This window comes from Nonomuraea sp. NPDC003214 (assembly GCF_053590035.1).
In genome coordinates, this window is the sequence record NZ_JBSFSX010000001.1 from 618,190 (window position 1) to 634,170 (window position 15,981).

A 15,981-nucleotide genomic window follows, 5' to 3' on the forward strand; every position below is an offset into this window, starting at 1 on the left:
TCCCGGCCCTCCCATGTGGTAGGAACCGACCGACCCCCGTGACGTGCGGGGGGATGCATGACCAGCAAGGGCGGCTCGGCGTTCGCGGTGCTGCAACGCGTCGGCCGCTCGCTCATGATGCCCATCGCCGTCCTGCCCGCCGCCGGCCTGCTGTTCCGCTTCGGCCAGGACGACCTGCTCGGCAAGGACGGGCTCGGCGGCGCCTGGCCCTGGCTGCTCCCCGTCGCGAACGTGCTCGCCGCGGCGGGCGGCGCGCTCTTCGACAACCTGCCGCTGCTGTTCGCCATCGGCGTCGCGATCGGCTTCGCCCGCAAGGCCGACGGCTCCACCGCCCTGGCCGCCCTCGTCGGCTACCTCGTCTTCGACCGCGTCACCAAGACCCTGTTCTTCCAGGCGGGCAGCGGCGCCGTCTACGACCGGGTCATGATCACCACCGTGCGCGACGGCGCCACCGCCCCCGCCCTCGACCTGGCCGCCGCCAACCCCACCGGCGTCCTCGGCGGCATCCTCATCGGCCTGGCCGCCGCCCTCCTGTGGGAGCGGTTCTACCGCATCAAGCTCCCATCCTGGCTGGCCTTCTTCGGCGGGCGGCGGTTCGTCCCCATCATCACCGCCGTCGCCGCCCTCCTGCTCGGCGTCGTCCTCGGCATCCTGTGGCGGCCCGTCGCCGACTGGCTGGCCGTCGCCGGCGACTGGCTCTCCGCCCACGGCACCGCCGGAGCCGGCATCTACGGCCTCGCCAACCGGCTGCTCATCCCCTTCGGCCTGCACCACGTGCTCAACACCATCGTCTGGTTCACGCTCCCCGAATGCCGCGCGGGCCAGCACGGCGCCACCCGCGACGCGGCAGGCGACCTGAACTGCTACTTCGCCGGGGAGCAGGGCGCCGGCATCTTCATGACCGGCTTCTTCCCCATCATGATGTTCGGCCTGCTCGGCGCCGCCGTCGCCATGTGGCGCGCCGCCCTCCCCCACCGCCGCGCGGCCGTCGGCGGCATCATGCTCTCCGCCGGGCTCACCTCGTTCATCACCGGCATCACCGAACCCTTGGAATTCGCGTTCATCTTCGTCGCGCCCGCCCTGTTCGCCGTGCATGCCGTGCTCACCGGCCTGTCGATGGCCCTCATGGCCGAGCTCGGCGCCCGCCTCGGCTTCACCTTCTCCGGCGGCGCCATCGACCTGCTCCTCAACGCCAGCAAGTCCAACACGCACCGGATCGACCTGATCATCCTGGCCGGGCTCGCCTACGCCGTCGTCTACTACGCGCTGTTCACCTTCCTCATCCGCGCCCTGTCGCTCCCCACCCCCGGCCGCGAAGTTGAGGACACCCCCGACCGGCCCCCGGCCTGACCCGAAAAGGCTGCGGCACCGCTCCAGCTTCCCGCGACCTTCTACGCCCGCCGCCCCATACCCGGACACGCTCCGGACAAGTTGGCGGCCGATGTATCTGCCGGCCGCGCCGAAACCTCCTAGTACCGATCTGTCGCCCCCCTTGATGGAGGACCCATGCCCTCGCACGACACCCACGGATCGCTCGCCCTCACCACCCTGGTCTGGGGCGCCCCCGGCGCCCTGCCCGACGAGCGGCGGCTCCGGCAGCTCGGCCAGGCCCTCGCCGAGGTCCTCGCCGGCCGCCGGCCGCCCGAGACCCTCATCGACCGCCTCACCGACCGCGCCTACCGCGAACTGGTCCGGGCCGGCCGCATGATCGACTCCCCCCGGCCGCCGTTCGTCGGCGTCCCCCACGTCAAGGAGCCCCGGGACGGGGCCATCGAGATGTGCCTGCTCGTCCACTGCGGCGACCGCGCCCGCGTCCTCGCCCTCCGCCTGGAACGGCGCGGCGTCCAATGGCTCTGCACCGACTTCGAAACCGCCTGACCCCACCCGGCGCCCCGGGGCAGCTTGCGACCGCACCGCCCCTGAGCCACCCCCTGCCGCGGCCCCACCTCTCCGAACCAGAGGCGGGCGCTCCCCTCCGGGCCCGGCCCACGGGGGGAGGGCCTGCGGGGCCCGGCCCACAGGATCCGACCCCGCAGGACCCGACCCCCCGCAGGACCCGACCCCGCGAGGGCCCGGCCCGCAGGTGGCGCCCGAAGGGGAGCCACCGCAGGGTCCGCCCGTGGGAACCCGACCCCAGGGAGCCTCACCGCCCGGAACCCGCCCCCGGGGGCCGGGACACGCGGCCTGGACGCTCGGAAACCGGACGCTCGGGAGCCCGAACACGGGCCCGGGCGCTCGGGGCCCCGAACGCTCAACACCCGGCCCCCAGAGGCCGGGACCCTGGACGCCCAGGGCCGGACGCTCGGGGCTCGGGGCGGCTCGGCACCCGGTCACCGGGGGCCCTGACACCCGGCCGACCGGGCACCTGGGGCCTTGGAGCCCGTGGGGCCGGGCGGCCGGGGGCGGGGGCGGGGGCGGAGGGCTGGGAGGCCGAGGCCGGAGGGCCGGGGCCTTGGGCGGCTGACCCCTGGGCGCGCGGGACGCCCGGGGGCCGGGGCCGGAGGGCCGGGGCCTTGGGCCCCTGACGCCTGGGGCGCGCGGGACGCCCGGTGGCGGGGGCCGGGGTGGCGTCGGGCCTTCGGGGTGGCCCGGACGCGGAGCAGCCCCCGCCCGGGAGGGGCGGGGGCTGCTCGGGGTCGTGGGTCAGGCGGCGTTCTTCGGGTCGCCGTGGCAGCGCTTGTACTTCTTGCCGGACCCGCAGGGGCACGGCGCGTTGCGCTCGACGTTGCCGTAGGCGGCGCGCTCGGCGGCGGTGCTGACCCGGGTGCGCTCGACGTCACCCTGCTCGCCCGGCGCCGTGTACTCCAGCTCGGCCGGACGCTCGGGGCCGCGGAGCCCGCGGGCGATGATGGACCGGGTCTCGGTCATCATCGGGTCCTCGACCTCCTCGACGATGGGGTTCTCCTGAACCTCCACCTCAAGGTTGAACAGGAACCCGACCGAGTCCTCCTTGATGCCTTCGAGCATCGCGGCGAACATCTCGAAGCCCTCGCGCTGATACTCGATCTGCGGGTCCTTCTGCGCGTAGGCCCGCATGCCGATGCCTTCGCGCAGGTAGTCCATCTCGTAGAGGTGCTCGCGCCACTTGCGGTCGAGGACGGAGAGGATGACGCGGCGCTCCAGGTCGCGGGTCGCCTCGGCGCCCCACTCCTCCTCGCGCCTGGCGTACGCCTCCAGCGCGTCGGCCTTGATCCGCTCGCTGATGATGTCGGCGGTGAGCTCCTCGCGGGAGCCGACCTCCTCGACCAGGTCCTCGAGCTTGAGCGAGACCGGGTAGAGGCCGGCGAAGGCCTTCCACAGCTTGTCGAGGTCCCACTCCTCGGCGAAGCCCTCGGCGGTGGCGCCGGCGACGTAGCCGTCGATGACGTCGCCGATGAAGCCGCGCACCTGCTCGTGCAGGTCGGCGCCTTCGAGGACGCGGTGGCGCTCGGCGTAGATGACCTTGCGCTGCCGGTTCATCACCTCGTCGTACTTGAGAACTTCCTTGCGGATCTCGAAGTTCTGCTGCTCGACCTGGTGCTGGGCGGAGGCGATGGCCTTGGAGACGATGCCGGACTCGATCGGCTGGTCGTCGGGGATGTTGAGGCGCGTCATGATCATCTCGACCCGGGCCGAGTTGAACAGGCGCATCAGGTCGTCGCCGAGCGACAGGTAGAAGCGCGACTCGCCGGGGTCGCCCTGGCGGCCGGAGCGGCCGCGGAGCTGGTTGTCGATGCGGCGCGACTCGTGGCGTTCGGTGCCGAGCACGTACAGGCCGCCGAGCTCGCTGACCTCGTCGTGTTCGGCCTTGACCTGGGCCTTGGCCTTCTCCAGCGCCTCGGGCCAGGCCTTCTCGTATTCCTCGGGGGTCTCGAGCGGGTCGAGGCCGCGCTGGCGCAGCTCGGCGTCGGCGCGGAACTCGGGGTTGCCGCCGAGCATGATGTCGGTGCCTCGACCGGCCATGTTGGTGGCGACGGTGACGGCGCCCTTGCGGCCGGCCTCGGCGACGATCGCGGCCTCACGCGCGTGGTTCTTGGCGTTGAGGACCTCGTGCGGGACGCCGCGGCGCTTGAGCGCCTTGGACAGCCGCTCGGACTTCTCGACGGAGGTGGTGCCGACGAGGACGGGCTGGCCGGCCTCGTGGCGCTCCTTGATGTCGTCGACGACCGCGTTGAACTTGGCGTCCTCGGTCTTGTAGACGACGTCCGGCTGGTCCTTGCGGATCATCGGCCGGTTGGTGGGGATGGGCACCACGCCGAGCTTGTACGTCTGGTGGAACTCGTTGGCCTCGGTGACGGCGGTGCCCGTCATGCCGGCGAGCTTGTCGTACAGGCGGAAGTAGTTCTGCAGGGTGACGGTCGCCAGGGTCTGGTTCTCGTCCTTGACCTTGACGCCTTCCTTGGCCTCGATGGCCTGGTGCATGCCCTCGTTGTAGCGGCGGCCGTGCAGGATGCGGCCGGTGAACTCGTCGACGATCAGGACCTCGCCGTCGGAGACGATGTAGTCCTTGTCCTTCTTGAAGAGCTCCTTGGCCTTGAGCGCGTTGTTGAGGAAGCCGACGAGGTGGGTGTGCTCGGGCTTGTAGAGGTTGTCGATGCCGAGCCAGTCCTCGACCTTGGCGACGCCGTCCTCCAGCACGCCGACGGTGCGCTTCTTCTCGTCGACGATGTAGTCGCCGGTGCTCTCCTCGCCGGGGTTCTTGGCCTCGACGCCCTTGCGGAGGCGCGGAACGATCTTGGCAAACTCGGCGTACCACTTGCCGGACTGCTCGCCGGGGCCGGAGATGATCAGCGGTGTACGGGCCTCGTCGATGAGGATGGAGTCGACCTCGTCGACGATCGCGTAGTTGTGGCCGCGCTGGACGCACTCGTCGAGCGACCAGGCCATGTTGTCGCGCAGGTAGTCGAAGCCGAACTCGTTGTTGGTGCCGTACGTGATGTCCGCCTGGTACTGCTTGCGGCGCTCGTCGGGCTGCTGGCCGGAGAGGATCATGCCGACCTCGAGGCCGAGGAAGCGGTAGACGCGCCCCATGTTCTCGGCGCCGACCTTGACCAGGTAGTCGTTGACCGTGATGACGTGCACGCCTTTGCCGGAGATGGCGTTGAGATAGGCGGGCAGAGTACAGGTCAGGGTCTTGCCCTCACCCGTCTTCATCTCGGAGATGTTGCCCATGTGCAGGGCAGCGCCGCCCATGATCTGCACGTCGAAGTGCCGCTGACCGAGCACGCGGCGGGCCGCCTCGCGTACGGTCGCGAACGCTTCGGGAAGCAGATCGTCAAGGGACTCGCCCTCGGCGTAGCGCTGCTTGAACTCGTCCGTCATCGCGCGCAACTCCGCGTCGGACAGGCTCGTGAAGTCGTCCTCGATGGAGTTGACCTGGTCTGCGATCCGCTTGAGCTTGCGCAGAGTCTTGCCCTCGCCGGCACGTAGGATCTTGTCGAGAATGGCTGCCACTTTATGTAAAGCTCCTCGCAGGTCTACCCCGGCGGCGCCGCCAGGAGGAGAGGCCGAGACAAACTTCCCCGGTTGCCATCGTAGGCGGTTCTGCAACCAGACACAGCCACCGTGACGACAAGGGCGCGGACCACGTCTGGGAGAATGGGGGTCAGGCAGAGAGTATGCCGGTTGACAGCCGGTTCGCACCGATTAACGGGATTTCCGGCAAAGGAAGGATTTGTCATGGTTGAGGGGAAGAAGTCGGAGCACACGGAGAACCTCGGCAGCCACGGCGGCCGCGCGTCCTCGTGGCTCGCCGTGACGGTGATGCTCGTGGGCACCATCGTGGGCGGCTTCGGTCTCACCGCCGCCAACTGGCCGATCGTGTGGGTCGGCGTCGGGCTCTTCGTGGTGGGAGGCATCCTCGCCCTGGTGTTCGACATCTTCACCGACGTCGTGATCGACGCCCCCCGGGTGGGCATGCGCGCCGAAGACCACCGCTGACGCCCGAGGCCCCTCCCTCGGGCCGATCCGCCCCCGCACCGGGCATCGAACGTTCTGTCGGTGCCCCTCGCTAGCATTCCGGCATGCTTCGCCGTACGGAATCGCCCCGATGACCGCCTTGACCCCCGACGAGGCGCGCCGGCTCATCCTGCGTGCCCAGGGCTTCGTGGGCGCGGACGCGCGCCGGGGCGGACCGCACGCGATGCTGCGGCGGCTCGGCGCCATCCAGCTCGACACGATCTCGGTGCTCGCCCGCTCCCACGAACTGGTCGCCTACGCCCGCCTCGGCGCGGTCGGCCGGCAGACCGTCGAGCGGGCATACTGGCACAATCCCGCCCAGAGCTTCGAATACTGGTGCCATGCCGCGTGCATCCTGCCCATCGAGCACTGGCCGCTGTTCGCGTTCCGCCGCCGCGCCTACCGTGAGCGCCGCTTCCGCTGGCACGAGGTGCCCGACCACGTCGACAAGCTGCTCCAGCAGGCCCGCGACTCCGGCCCGCTGACCACCAGCGACGTCGGCGGCGCCAAGAACGGCGGCCCCTGGTGGGACTGGTCCGAGTCCAAGATCGGCCTGGAGTGGCTGCTCGACATCGGCGAGCTCGTCTGCGCCCGCCGGGTCGGCTGGCGCCGCGTCTACGACGTCGCCGAGCGCGTCGTCCCCGCCGAGCTCCTCGACCAGGACCTCACCGACGAGGAGTGCATCACCCGCCTGGCCGCCGTCGCCGGCCGCTCGCTCGGCGTCGCGACCCGCGGCGACCTGATCGACTTCCTCCGCCTCACCGGCCGCCACAGCGCCATCCTCGACGAGGCCCTGCGCAGCGGCGCCGCCGGCCTGGTCCCCGTACGCGTCGCGGGCTGGCCCGCCGCCCCCAAGGCCGCCGCCGGGTCCCCCAACGCCTGGGCCGACCCCGCCCTCCTGGAGTCCGAGACCCGTGGCCGCCACCGCACCACGCTCGTGTCGCCGTTCGACTCGCTCATCTGGCACCGGGGCCGCACCGAGCGCGTCTTCGGCTTCAACTACCAGCTGGAGCTGTACGTGCCCAAGCACAAGCGGGTGCACGGCTACTTCACCATGCCGGTGCTGGCCGGGGGCCGCCTGATCGGCCGGGTCGACCCGGCCCGCGAAGGCTCCACCCTGGTCGCCCGCCAGCTCAGCCTGGAGCCCGGCCTGACCAGCGCCAAGTGGGTCGACGCGCTGCGCGACGCCCTGTGGTCGGCGGCCGAATGGGTGGGCTGCGACGCCGTCCGCGTCGAGCGCACCGACCCCCCGGAGCTCGCCCCGCTGCTGACGATGACCGGCGGCGCCTGATCGGGGCCGCCGGCGCCCGGAAACGGCCGGTTCCCGAACCGTGGGATAGTCTGGAGGCACCGAGGACATCTCGCGCGCTGGCACCCAGGTCGGCGACGCCCCCGGCGAAGCACCGCGATCGGTCCCGCCCCGCGGGACCGGACAGGGCAGGCGAGCATGACGCCGACGCTCACTTCTCATCCCGCGCCGGACCTCGGCGCACGCCGCCGCCACGACCGTCCCACGCGCTGCGGCAGACCAGGGTTCCACCGGCCCGTCCGCTGAGGGGCCACCACGAAGGCCCGCGCCGTCCTCAGAGCCGGATGGAGCGCATCGCCCGACCGGGCGACGAACCGCTCTCCGGCTCCCGGCAGCTCATCCCATCTCGCATCTCCGAACGGAGACACCATGCAGCTTCTCGACACAACATCGATCAACACGGCATCGATCAACACAGCATCGATCAACACAGCCCCCATCAACACGGCCCCCATTGCCGGCGCCGGCTCGTCCGCTCCCACCGTCCTGCGCCTGTCCGGTGAGATCGACCTGTTCACCAGCCCGGCGCTGCGTCAGCGCCTGTTCAACGCGCTCGACCACAGCACCGGCGTGCTCGTTCTCGACATGTCCCAGGTGACTTTCTGCGACGCCGGCGGGCTCGCCGTGCTCATCGGCACGCAGAGCCGCGCCAAGGCCCGTGGCATCACGCTCACCCTGACCGGGCTGCGCCCGTTCATGACGCGGCTGCTGCGCGTCTCCGGCCTCTCGGGCCGCTTTCCGATCCTGCCGTGACGGCGGCCGTCAGCGCGGCGACAGCACGAGGACCGCGCCGTCGGCGGTCCGGGCGCCCAGGCGCAGCCGCAGGCCGTTGATCCTGGCGGGCGCGTCCGGCCGTACGGTCAGCGCGCCCACGTCGCGGCACTGGCCGCCGTCGCAGACGCTGCTCAGGCTGACGCCCGCGCCCTGCACGCTCAGCGACCCCGACGACCCCCGCAACTCGATCCGCACCCCGCCGTCGCCGTCGCCGCCCCCGTTGCCGTCTCCGCGGCCGTCGCCGTCTCCGTCTCCGTCTCCGTCCAGGGATGCGACGGTGAGCCGGTCCACGCCGTGCCGCCCGTCCAGGTCGAGGGCGTCCCCGGCCTTCACCACGACCTCGCACTCCCCGTCCCGGCAGGCGGCCAGCTCCGTCCCGTCCGCGGCCGTACCGGACAGGCTGCGGCCCTCCCCAGGGGAACGGACGGGGCCGCCACCCGGCACGGTGGCACCGGACGACCCCGCCGACTCCGAGGTCCCCACCGGGGACGGAGGGTTGGCGGCGGAGCAGGCGGTGAGCGCCACCAGAGCGGCCGCCACAGGAACCACCAGGGCGGCTGCCGCGGCTCGGCCGGGAAGGCCCGGCACGGGCGCAACGGCGGCTCCACAGGCCGAAACCTCGGACCTCAGGGAAGCGGCGGGGCGGGGGCAGGCGGGCATGGGGCTCCTCAGGCCGGGGCGCGGGTGGAGGGGCCCGGGTCGCGTGCGGCCCGGGCGCCTCCACCGGTGTCGTGCCCGGCCGTCAGGGGGTGCGCCCGCCTGGGGCCCTGCTTCCCGCCCGGGTGGAGGCGGCCCGGATGCCTCAGGTGATCTCCAGCATGCGCTCGCGCACCGCGTAGACGACGGCTTCCATGCGCGAGTGCAGCTGCAGTTTGTCCAGGATGTTGCGTACGTGGTTCTTCACGGTGTTTTCGGAGATGAACAGCTGCTTGGCGATCTCGCGGTTGTTCATGCCCTTGGCCACCAGGCGCAGGACTTCCATCTCGCGCTCGGTCAGCCGGGGCACCGGGAGCTGGGGCGGCCGTTCGGTCTCCTTGCGGCTCATGTTCGCGAACTCGCTGATGAGCTTGGCCGCCATCGCCGGGTTGATTAACGACTGTCCTTCGTGCACGCCGCGCACCGCCGCCGGGACGTCGTTGATCTGGACGTCCTTGAGCAGGTAGCCCGTCGCGCCGGCCTTGATGGCCTCGAAGAGGTCCTCCTCCTCGTCGCTGACGGTCAGCATGATGATGCGGGTGCTCGGCACCGAGGCCTTGATGCCCTTGGTGGCCTCGATGCCGTCCTGGCGGGGCATGCGGACGTCCATCAGCGCCACGTCGGGCATGAGACGGTCGGCCAGTTCGACCGCCTCCTGCCCGTCGCTCGCTTCGCCGACCACCTCGATGTCGGGCTCCGCGGCCAGCGCGAGGGCCAGGCTCCGCCGGATCAGCTCGTGGTCGTCCACGATCAGCACGCGGATCGGCTCGCCGTCTGCGGGGCGGGCCTCGCCGGACTCCGTCACGAAGCCTCCCTGATCCGCCTCGCGACCGCTGTGCGCGCGTTTCGCTCGCTCACCTGCGCCTGACTGAGCTCGCTCACGTCTCCTCCTCGTCGGGGGGCCAGAGCCGTCGGACCGCCATGATGACACGGGTCCCGCGGTCCTCGGGTGGTCGAGAAGATCTTTCGGCCCGCGATCAGGGTTCTACGAGCCGCAACACGCCGTAGTTGTAGCCGCGCCGGTTGTAGACGACGCACGGCTGGCCGCTCTCCTTGTCACGGAACAGGTAGAAGTCGTGGCCGACCAGCTCCATCTCCAGCAGAGCCTGATCGATGGTCATGGGTTCCGCCTTGTGGAACTTCTCCCTCACGATGAGCGGCCCGTCGCCGTCCATCTCGATGGGGACGATGTCGTCGTACTGCTCGTCGTCGGGCAGCCGGTCTTCCTCGGGCTCGGGTTGCGCGGGGGCGGCAGGCTGCTGCCGCGGTGGGGCGGGCAGGTCGGGCAGCGTCGCGGTGATCTCCGCCACGGAGGGCTGGGCGTGGTTGCCGTGGTGCACCTTGCGCCGGTCGGCGAGGCGCCGGAGGCGGCCTTCCAGCTTGTCCATGGCGAGGTCGAGGGCGGCGAATCGGTCGTCGGCGGAGGCCTCGGCGCGGATGGCGGGCCCTCGCGAGTGAATGGTGAGCTCGACGCGCTCACGCTGGTCGGCGAGGCGCGGGTTGCGCTCCTTCGACACCTCCACATCGACTCGGATGAGTTTGTTGTCCAGACGCTCGATCCTGGCCAGCTTGGTCGTCACGTGGTCGCGGAACCGCTCACTCACTCCTGTGTGCCGGCCCTTGACGATGATGTCCATGCAACAGCCCCCCTTCGGTCTAACGACTGAGAAAGAGCGCCCGACGACGACGTGCTTGCCGGGCGGGGTCTTCTGTCTGCCTCTCTGTCACCGTTACCCTCTTCCGCCGACTCGTCACCGGGAACTCGGGCGGCACCCGCCCGGCCGACCTGGTCTTCGACCCCACATTCGCCTGCTGAGGATTTCGCAGCTCTGTCGCCACTACTGCCCTTCTCTCCTGACGGGGGACATCTGGACCCCCGGGGAGGCAGGACTTACCCCTAAGCCGCACCGTGATCGGTCGACAAAGAGTCGCCTTACGTGGACCGTTTTGCCTGCGGCTGGCATCGGCTAGCAGAGCCGGGACTCCCGGCTCTGCGCAACCACGGACCCGAACGGGTGCCATGTTCAGACGCTATCCGGATCGGCGGCGAATGTCAGCCGGAGGCTCGGGCAAATGATCACTTTCTGTGATTTTCGTACGGTGTTACGGGCGTGACGGATGGCCGGTTAGGGCTCCCGGCAGCCCTTGCGGGTCTGGGACATCGGGCGCCTGAGCTGCCTACCTCGCGCGGAGGGTTACGGACATGTGGCCCCCGGGGCAGGCGGCAGACTTGGATCTTTCTTTACCGACGGTAATCGTAGTCATTCCGAAACTCTTCGGCGTGTCGCCATGTGAGGGCGGGTAGAACGGCGTGTCGCGCCGACGGTGACGGCGAGCGGCGCCCGGAGCCCGGCGGCCCGCAGCGCCCTGGCGGCCTCGGCGAGGGTGGCCCCGGTGGTGACGATGTCGTCCACGAGCAGCACAGGCGCCGCTGGCGGCGTCCCGGCGGCGCGCCGGACACCCAGTGAGGCCGCGAGGTTGGCGGCCCGCTCCGTGGAGCTCAGGCCCGCCTGATCGGCCACGCGCCGGACCTGCCCGAGCCCCGGCCACAGCGTGGCGGCGACCCCGTGAGCGCGCAACTGCCGCACGACGGGCGCGGCGAGCGCCCCCACCACGTCGTGCCCCCTCCCCTTGACCGCCCGCCGCGCGCTGGGCACCGGCACCACCGTGACGGCCGCGTCGCCCGACGCGGTAAGAGCGGTGAGAGCGGTGAAGGCCAGCAGGTCCGCCAGGGCGCCCGCCAGGGACGCCTCGCCGCGTTCCTTGCAGGCGACGAGCGCCGTCCGCAGCACCCCCGTGTAAGGGCCCGCCGACCAGCAGGCGGGCAGCCCGGCCGGGGCGGGGTCGGGCGTGCGGCGGGCGGGGTCGGCCAGGCGGCCGAGGCAGCCCTCGCACAGCCGCGCCCCGGCGGCGCCGCACCCCAGGCACGGGCGGGGCAGGACGAGATCAAGCACAGGACCGAGCACAGGACCGGGCACGCCGCCATGATGCCGGGCGGCGCCGACAACCCGGCCGGGGTCAGCCCAGGGCGAAGATCGGCTTCTCGACGGCGGTGGCGGGCTTGGGCGCCCAGGTCTGCTTGTCGCGCCCGTACTCCAGGATCTCGTTGCCGTCCTCGGTGGTGGCCAGGATGACGTCGCCCTGGGCGGCGAGGTGTTCGAGGGGCTTGCTGGTCGTGGGGAGCTGGAGGGTCTCGCCGTCGCCCACGTTGATCTCCTTGACGACCTGCCCGGCCTTGGTGCGCACGAGCACGAGCAGGTGCTCGCCGTCGCTCCAGGCGATGTCGCGGATCTCGTCCTCGCCCTCGGCCGAGATGAGCGTCTGGAAGTTGCTCAGCATCGCGCCCGCGCCGCCGCCGGCCAGCGCGCCGACCTGGACCTGCTTCTTGCCGACCAGCACGGCGACCCGTACGCCGTCGCGCGACATCCGCAGCGAGGTGACGTCGAGCCCCTGGAGTGCGGGGGCGGCGACGTGCTCGGGGCCGCGGCTGACGGAAGGGTAGGAGCGCAGCACGCTGCCGCTCTGCTGGTCGTACGTCCACAGCGAGCCGTCGCGGTGCCAGGACGGGTCGGTCAGCTTCTCGCCGGGGATGGACTGCTGCCAGCGGCCGTCGGCGGCGTGCCGGGTGACCCAGATGCCGCCCTCGGTGGAGCGGGCGGCGACGCGGTCGCGGTCCTTGGACACGGCGAACCCGGAGTAGGTCTCCCCCGGCTGCCCGGCCGGCCCGGCGAGCGGGCGGCCCTCGCCGTCGTTGCCGAGCAGGTGGACGGCGCCCTTGCTGGTGTAGAAGACCTGCCGGTCCTCGACCGCCAGCCAGCGCTCGGGCAGGTTGGCGGGCACGATGAGCGGCCCGGTGGAGAAGAACGGCTCGCCCTCGACCTGGATCTCCAGGCTGCGGCCGTTGGCCAGGCCGTTGACGCTGAGGCTGGCCCTGAGCTGGGCCTCCAGGCCCTCGCGGAAGGTGTCGGAGGGCCGGAACGGGCCGGCCAGGTTGATGATCACGCGGTCCTCGCTGGACCTGATCGACAGCACCCGCGCCCCGGCGGGGAACTCGTTGCCGACCGCGCCCTGCAACGCGCTGGTGGGGCCCTGGATGACGCGTTCGACGACGGTCTCGGCGAAGCTCTCCGTCGCCTTGATGCGCAGCCGTACGCGGTCGGCCACGAGCCGGTCGGGCTCGTGCGTGCCGGCGGCGGTGCCGTTGAGGTAGTAGAGGTTCGTCGGCCGGTACGCGCGCCGCACGTCGGCGTCGGTGAGCAGGAGGCCCTGGGGGAGCAGGTTGACCCGGTAGTCGCCGTTGCGGTCCTTGACCAGGGTGATCGCCCGGCTGACCTTGTTGTCGTCGGCGGGGTCGACGGGCACGTACGTGTCGTCCTCGTTGATCTGGGCGATCTTGGTGCCGAGGATCGTGACGATGGTCTCCTTCTTCTCCTTGTTCTCGACGACGTCGTCGAAGCGGAAGCCGTTGTCGACCACCGTCACGGGGCCGTCGGCCTTCCAGACCCGCCGGGCCTCCTCGGTCAGGTACTTGGGCAGGATGCCGGGGTCGTCGGCGTAGGCGGCCATGGCGGCCTGGAGCCCCTCGACGACCTGCTGGGCGCTCCAGCCGCGCTGGGGCTCGACGGCGACGAGGCGCTGGAAGGGCACGGTCACGGAGTCGCCGCTGCCCGCCTCCTCGATGGGGAACGGCCCGCCCACGGGGATGACGGCGCAGCCCGACAGGGCCAGCACCGCGGCGGCGGCCGCGGCGCACAGCCGGTTAGCTCTCGCCATGCGCGCCCCCGTCGCCGGTCGCGGGCAGCAGCACGGGGGTCATCTGGCCCCGCCAGGTGCGGCGCATCTCGATCTCGGGCGGCACGAGCGGCAGCGGTGAGCCCTTCAGGTCGATCCCGGCGCGGCGCGGCAGCGTGAGCCGGAACTGCGAGCCCTCGCCCGGCTGTCCCCACGCCTGGAGCCAGCCGCCGTGCAGCGTGGCGTCCTCGCGGGAGATGGCCAGGCCGAGCCCGGTGCCGCCGATGGTCCTGGCCCGGGACGGGTCGGCCCGCCAGAAGCGGTCGAAGACCAGCGTGTCCTCGCCGCCCTTCAGCCCGATGCCGTGGTCGCGCACGGCGACGGCCACGGCGTCGCGGTCGGCGCCGACGGTGACGACGATGTCGCGGCCCTCGCCGTGCTCGATGGCGTTGAACAGCAGGTTGCGCAGGATGCGCTCGACCCGGCGGTTGTCGATCTCGGCCATGCACGGCTCGTTGGGCAGCCGCAGCTCGAAGCGGGTGCTGTGGCGTTCGGCGAGCGCCTCGGAGTCGGCGATGGCGCGCAGCACCACGTCGCGCAGGTCGACGGAGTCGAGGTCGAGGGTGGCGGCGCCGGCGTCGTAGCGGCTGATCTCCAGCAGGTCGGCGAGCATCGACTCGAAGCGTTCGAGCTGGGCCTGCATGAGCTCGGCCGAGCGTGAGGCCATCGGCTCGAAGTCCTCGCGGGCGTCGTACAGCAGGTCGGCGGCCATCCGGACGGTGGTCAGCGGGGTGCGCAGCTCGTGCGAGACGTCGGAGACGAACTGCCGCTGGACCTGCGAGAGCTCCTCAAGCTGGTGGATCTTGAGCGCCAGGTTGGCGGCCATCTCGTTGAACGAGGTCGCCAGCCGGGCCAGGTCGTCCTCGCCGCGCACCTTGAGCCGCTCGTCGAGCTTGCCGGCGGCCAGCCGCTCGGCGGCCTGGCGGGCCAGCCGGACCGGGCTGACGACCTGCCTGGTGACCAGGTATGCGATCGCGGCCAGCAGCAGCACCAGCCCGAAGCCGACCACGACGATGGCCAGCCGGACGTTGGACAGCATCTGCTCTTCGTCGGTGAACGGGAAGAAGTGGTAGACCTCGTAGCCGCCGTAGGCGCTGATGACGGCGCCGATGACGAGCGTCTGGCGGGGCTGGGTCTCGCCGGCGAACTGGATGCGGTCGGTGAAGCGCTGCGGCGTGTCGATGAACTTCTCCACCTGCCGCTGCAGCTTCTGGCGCAGCGCCGGGGGCACGTCGGCGGGCGTGACGTTGCCGGAGGCGCGTGACTGGCCGGGCTCGGCGACGTTGAGGATCAGCACCTCGTAGCGCTTCTTCGAGCCGTCGCCGCCGGAGCCGATGATGGCGTCCATCACCTCGTCGAGCGGGTCGGGCGGCACGGTCTTGCCGGCTTCGGCGGGCTTGGACTGGTCGTCCTCGTGCCGGCTGAGCGCGTCGGCGATGCGCAGCCGGTCGGCCGAGGCGTCGCTGGCGGCCGACTGCTGGCGGCGTTCGATCACCGAGTTGTTGATCTGGTCCGACAGGAACGTGCCGAGGACCACCACCACGATCACCGAGATGACGAGCGTGCTGGTGACGACCTGGAGCTGCAGGGAGCGGCGCCAGATCCGCCGCGCCCTGCCCGCCGCACGCCTGGCCCGCCGGCGGACTCCGCCGAGGATCTGGCGGAGTGTCCGGCGGCGCGTGCGCCTGGTCGTCGTCGGGGGCATGGCGGGGGCGTCAGGGCAGGTCAGGCGGGGCCGGCTTTGTAGCCGACGCCGCGAACCGTCACCACGATCTCGGGGTGCTCGGGGTCCTTCTCGATCTTGGCCCGGAGCCGCTGCACGTGCACGTTGACCAGCCGCGTGTCGGCGGCGTGGCGGTAGCCCCAGACCTGCTCCAGCAGCACCTCGCGGGTGAAGACCTGGCGCGGCTTGCGGGCCAGGGCGACCAGCAGGTCGAACTCCAGCGGGGTCAGGTTGATGGTCTCGTCGCCGCGCTTGACCGAGTGGCCGGCCACGTCGATGGTGATGTCGCCGATCTGGAGGATCTCCGGCGTCGGCTCGTCGGTGCGGCGCAGCCGCGCGCGGACCCGGGCCACCAGCTCCTTCGGCTTGAACGGCTTGACGATGTAGTCGTCGGCGCCGGACTCCAGGCCGAGCACGACGTCGATCGTGTCGCTCTTGGCGGTGAGCATGACGATCGGCACCCCGGACTCCGCCCTGATCCTGCGCGCGACGTCGATGCCGTCGGCCCCGGGCAGCATCAGGTCGAGCAGGACGAGGTCAGGGCGCGTGTCGCGGAACGCGTCCAGCGCCTTGTCGCCGTCGCTGACAAAGGATGGTTCGAAGCCCTCACCGCGCAACACGATGCCCAGCATCTCGGCGAGAGCGGCATCGTCGTCGACGACCAGCACGCGACCTTTCATGGCCCCTCATTCGTTCTACGCATTCTGGGACATATCAGCACGATCGCTGAAGGTTACCCTTGGTCGGCTCA

At 71.4% G+C, this 15,981-nt stretch carries 13 protein-coding genes; 5 read left to right on the forward strand and 8 right to left on the reverse strand.

Annotation, left to right across the window (positions count from 1 at the left end):
* Nucleotides 1-57 precede the first annotated feature (57 nt).
* Together ACWDXC_RS02875 and ACWDXC_RS02880 are read left to right on the forward strand one after the other, a co-directional pair.
* Nucleotides 58-1,350 carry a PTS transporter subunit EIIC gene (locus ACWDXC_RS02875; protein WP_449977360.1) on the forward strand — a complete coding sequence of 431 codons (1,293 nt, stop codon included), beginning with the start codon at nucleotides 58-60 and terminating at the stop codon, nucleotides 1,348-1,350.
* A 156-nt stretch (nucleotides 1,351-1,506) separates the two neighbouring features.
* A complete protein-coding gene (locus ACWDXC_RS02880; protein ID WP_219499580.1) occupies nucleotides 1,507-1,878 on the forward strand; it encodes an Rv3235 family protein in 372 nt (123 codons plus the stop codon).
* A 765-nt stretch (nucleotides 1,879-2,643) separates the two neighbouring features.
* Here the strand turns inward: ACWDXC_RS02880 and secA are convergent.
* On the reverse strand, nucleotides 2,644-5,433 hold the full coding sequence (gene secA / locus ACWDXC_RS02885) for a preprotein translocase subunit SecA (protein ID WP_357584022.1): 2,790 nt from the start codon (nucleotides 5,431-5,433) through the stop codon (nucleotides 2,644-2,646).
* A gap of 225 nt (nucleotides 5,434-5,658) precedes the next feature.
* Here secA and ACWDXC_RS02890 point away from each other — a divergent pair, with 225 nt between their 5' ends.
* From ACWDXC_RS02890 to ACWDXC_RS02900, 3 genes are all read left to right on the forward strand, one after another.
* Nucleotides 5,659-5,919: an HGxxPAAW family protein gene (locus ACWDXC_RS02890; RefSeq protein WP_219499584.1), complete on the forward strand. Its 261-nt coding sequence runs from the start codon at nucleotides 5,659-5,661 to the stop codon at nucleotides 5,917-5,919.
* Nucleotides 5,920-6,028: 109 nt separating this feature from the next.
* Nucleotides 6,029-7,228, forward strand: a complete 1,200-nt coding sequence (locus tag ACWDXC_RS02895; RefSeq protein WP_449977365.1) for a winged helix-turn-helix domain-containing protein — start codon at nucleotides 6,029-6,031, stop codon at nucleotides 7,226-7,228.
* A 387-nt stretch (nucleotides 7,229-7,615) separates the two neighbouring features.
* Nucleotides 7,616-7,999 (forward strand): STAS domain-containing protein, encoded by a 384-nt coding sequence (locus ACWDXC_RS02900; protein ID WP_449977367.1) that lies wholly within the window; start codon nucleotides 7,616-7,618, stop codon nucleotides 7,997-7,999.
* A gap of 9 nt (nucleotides 8,000-8,008) precedes the next feature.
* On the opposite strand, the gene ACWDXC_RS02905 is transcribed toward ACWDXC_RS02900, so the two are convergent.
* The 7 genes from ACWDXC_RS02905 to mtrA form a co-directional block, all read right to left on the reverse strand.
* Nucleotides 8,009-8,560, reverse strand: coding sequence for a hypothetical protein (locus ACWDXC_RS02905; protein ID WP_449977370.1), 552 nt, complete (start codon nucleotides 8,558-8,560; stop codon nucleotides 8,009-8,011).
* Nucleotides 8,561-8,822: 262 nt separating this feature from the next.
* Complete coding sequence (locus tag ACWDXC_RS02910) at nucleotides 8,823-9,521, reverse strand: response regulator (protein ID WP_219499605.1); 699 nt, start codon at nucleotides 9,519-9,521, stop codon at nucleotides 8,823-8,825.
* Nucleotides 9,522-9,693: 172 nt separating this feature from the next.
* Nucleotides 9,694-10,353: a ribosome hibernation-promoting factor, HPF/YfiA family gene (gene hpf / locus ACWDXC_RS02915; protein WP_219499608.1), complete on the reverse strand. Its 660-nt coding sequence runs from the start codon at nucleotides 10,351-10,353 to the stop codon at nucleotides 9,694-9,696.
* A 624-nt stretch (nucleotides 10,354-10,977) separates the two neighbouring features.
* Nucleotides 10,978-11,670, reverse strand: coding sequence for a ComF family protein (locus tag ACWDXC_RS02920; RefSeq protein WP_449977375.1), 693 nt, complete (start codon nucleotides 11,668-11,670; stop codon nucleotides 10,978-10,980).
* A gap of 64 nt (nucleotides 11,671-11,734) precedes the next feature.
* Complete coding sequence (locus ACWDXC_RS02925; RefSeq protein ID WP_449977378.1) at nucleotides 11,735-13,489, reverse strand: LpqB family beta-propeller domain-containing protein; 1,755 nt, start codon at nucleotides 13,487-13,489, stop codon at nucleotides 11,735-11,737.
* A complete protein-coding gene (gene mtrB, locus ACWDXC_RS02930) occupies nucleotides 13,476-15,212 on the reverse strand; it encodes an MtrAB system histidine kinase MtrB (RefSeq protein ID WP_219499615.1) in 1,737 nt (578 codons plus the stop codon). Before mtrB ends, ACWDXC_RS02925 begins: the two co-directional genes overlap by 14 nt.
* Before the next feature lie 20 nt (nucleotides 15,213-15,232).
* A complete protein-coding gene (mtrA, locus tag ACWDXC_RS02935) occupies nucleotides 15,233-15,910 on the reverse strand; it encodes an MtrAB system response regulator MtrA (RefSeq protein WP_090763607.1) in 678 nt (225 codons plus the stop codon).
* Nucleotides 15,911-15,981 lie beyond the last annotated feature (71 nt).

What these genes read in the sequence shown, in the direction of transcription:
- ACWDXC_RS02900 (WP_449977367.1), top strand. Translation starts at nt 7,616, where the DNA reads ATGCAGCTTCTCGACACAACATCGATCAACACGGCATCGATCAACACA.
- mtrA (WP_090763607.1), bottom strand. Translation starts at nt 15,910, where the DNA reads ATGAAAGGTCGCGTGCTGGTCGTCGACGACGATGCCGCTCTCGCCGAG.
- hpf (WP_219499608.1), bottom strand. Translation starts at nt 10,353, where the DNA reads ATGGACATCATCGTCAAGGGCCGGCACACAGGAGTGAGTGAGCGGTTC.
- ACWDXC_RS02895 (WP_449977365.1), top strand. Translation starts at nt 6,029, where the DNA reads ATGACCGCCTTGACCCCCGACGAGGCGCGCCGGCTCATCCTGCGTGCC.
- ACWDXC_RS02925 (WP_449977378.1), bottom strand. Translation starts at nt 13,489, where the DNA reads ATGGCGAGAGCTAACCGGCTGTGCGCCGCGGCCGCCGCCGCGGTGCTG.
- ACWDXC_RS02875 (WP_449977360.1), top strand. Translation starts at nt 58, where the DNA reads ATGACCAGCAAGGGCGGCTCGGCGTTCGCGGTGCTGCAACGCGTCGGC.
- mtrB (WP_219499615.1), bottom strand. Translation starts at nt 15,212, where the DNA reads ATGCCCCCGACGACGACCAGGCGCACGCGCCGCCGGACACTCCGCCAG.
- ACWDXC_RS02880 (WP_219499580.1), top strand. Translation starts at nt 1,507, where the DNA reads ATGCCCTCGCACGACACCCACGGATCGCTCGCCCTCACCACCCTGGTC.
- ACWDXC_RS02890 (WP_219499584.1), top strand. Translation starts at nt 5,659, where the DNA reads ATGGTTGAGGGGAAGAAGTCGGAGCACACGGAGAACCTCGGCAGCCAC.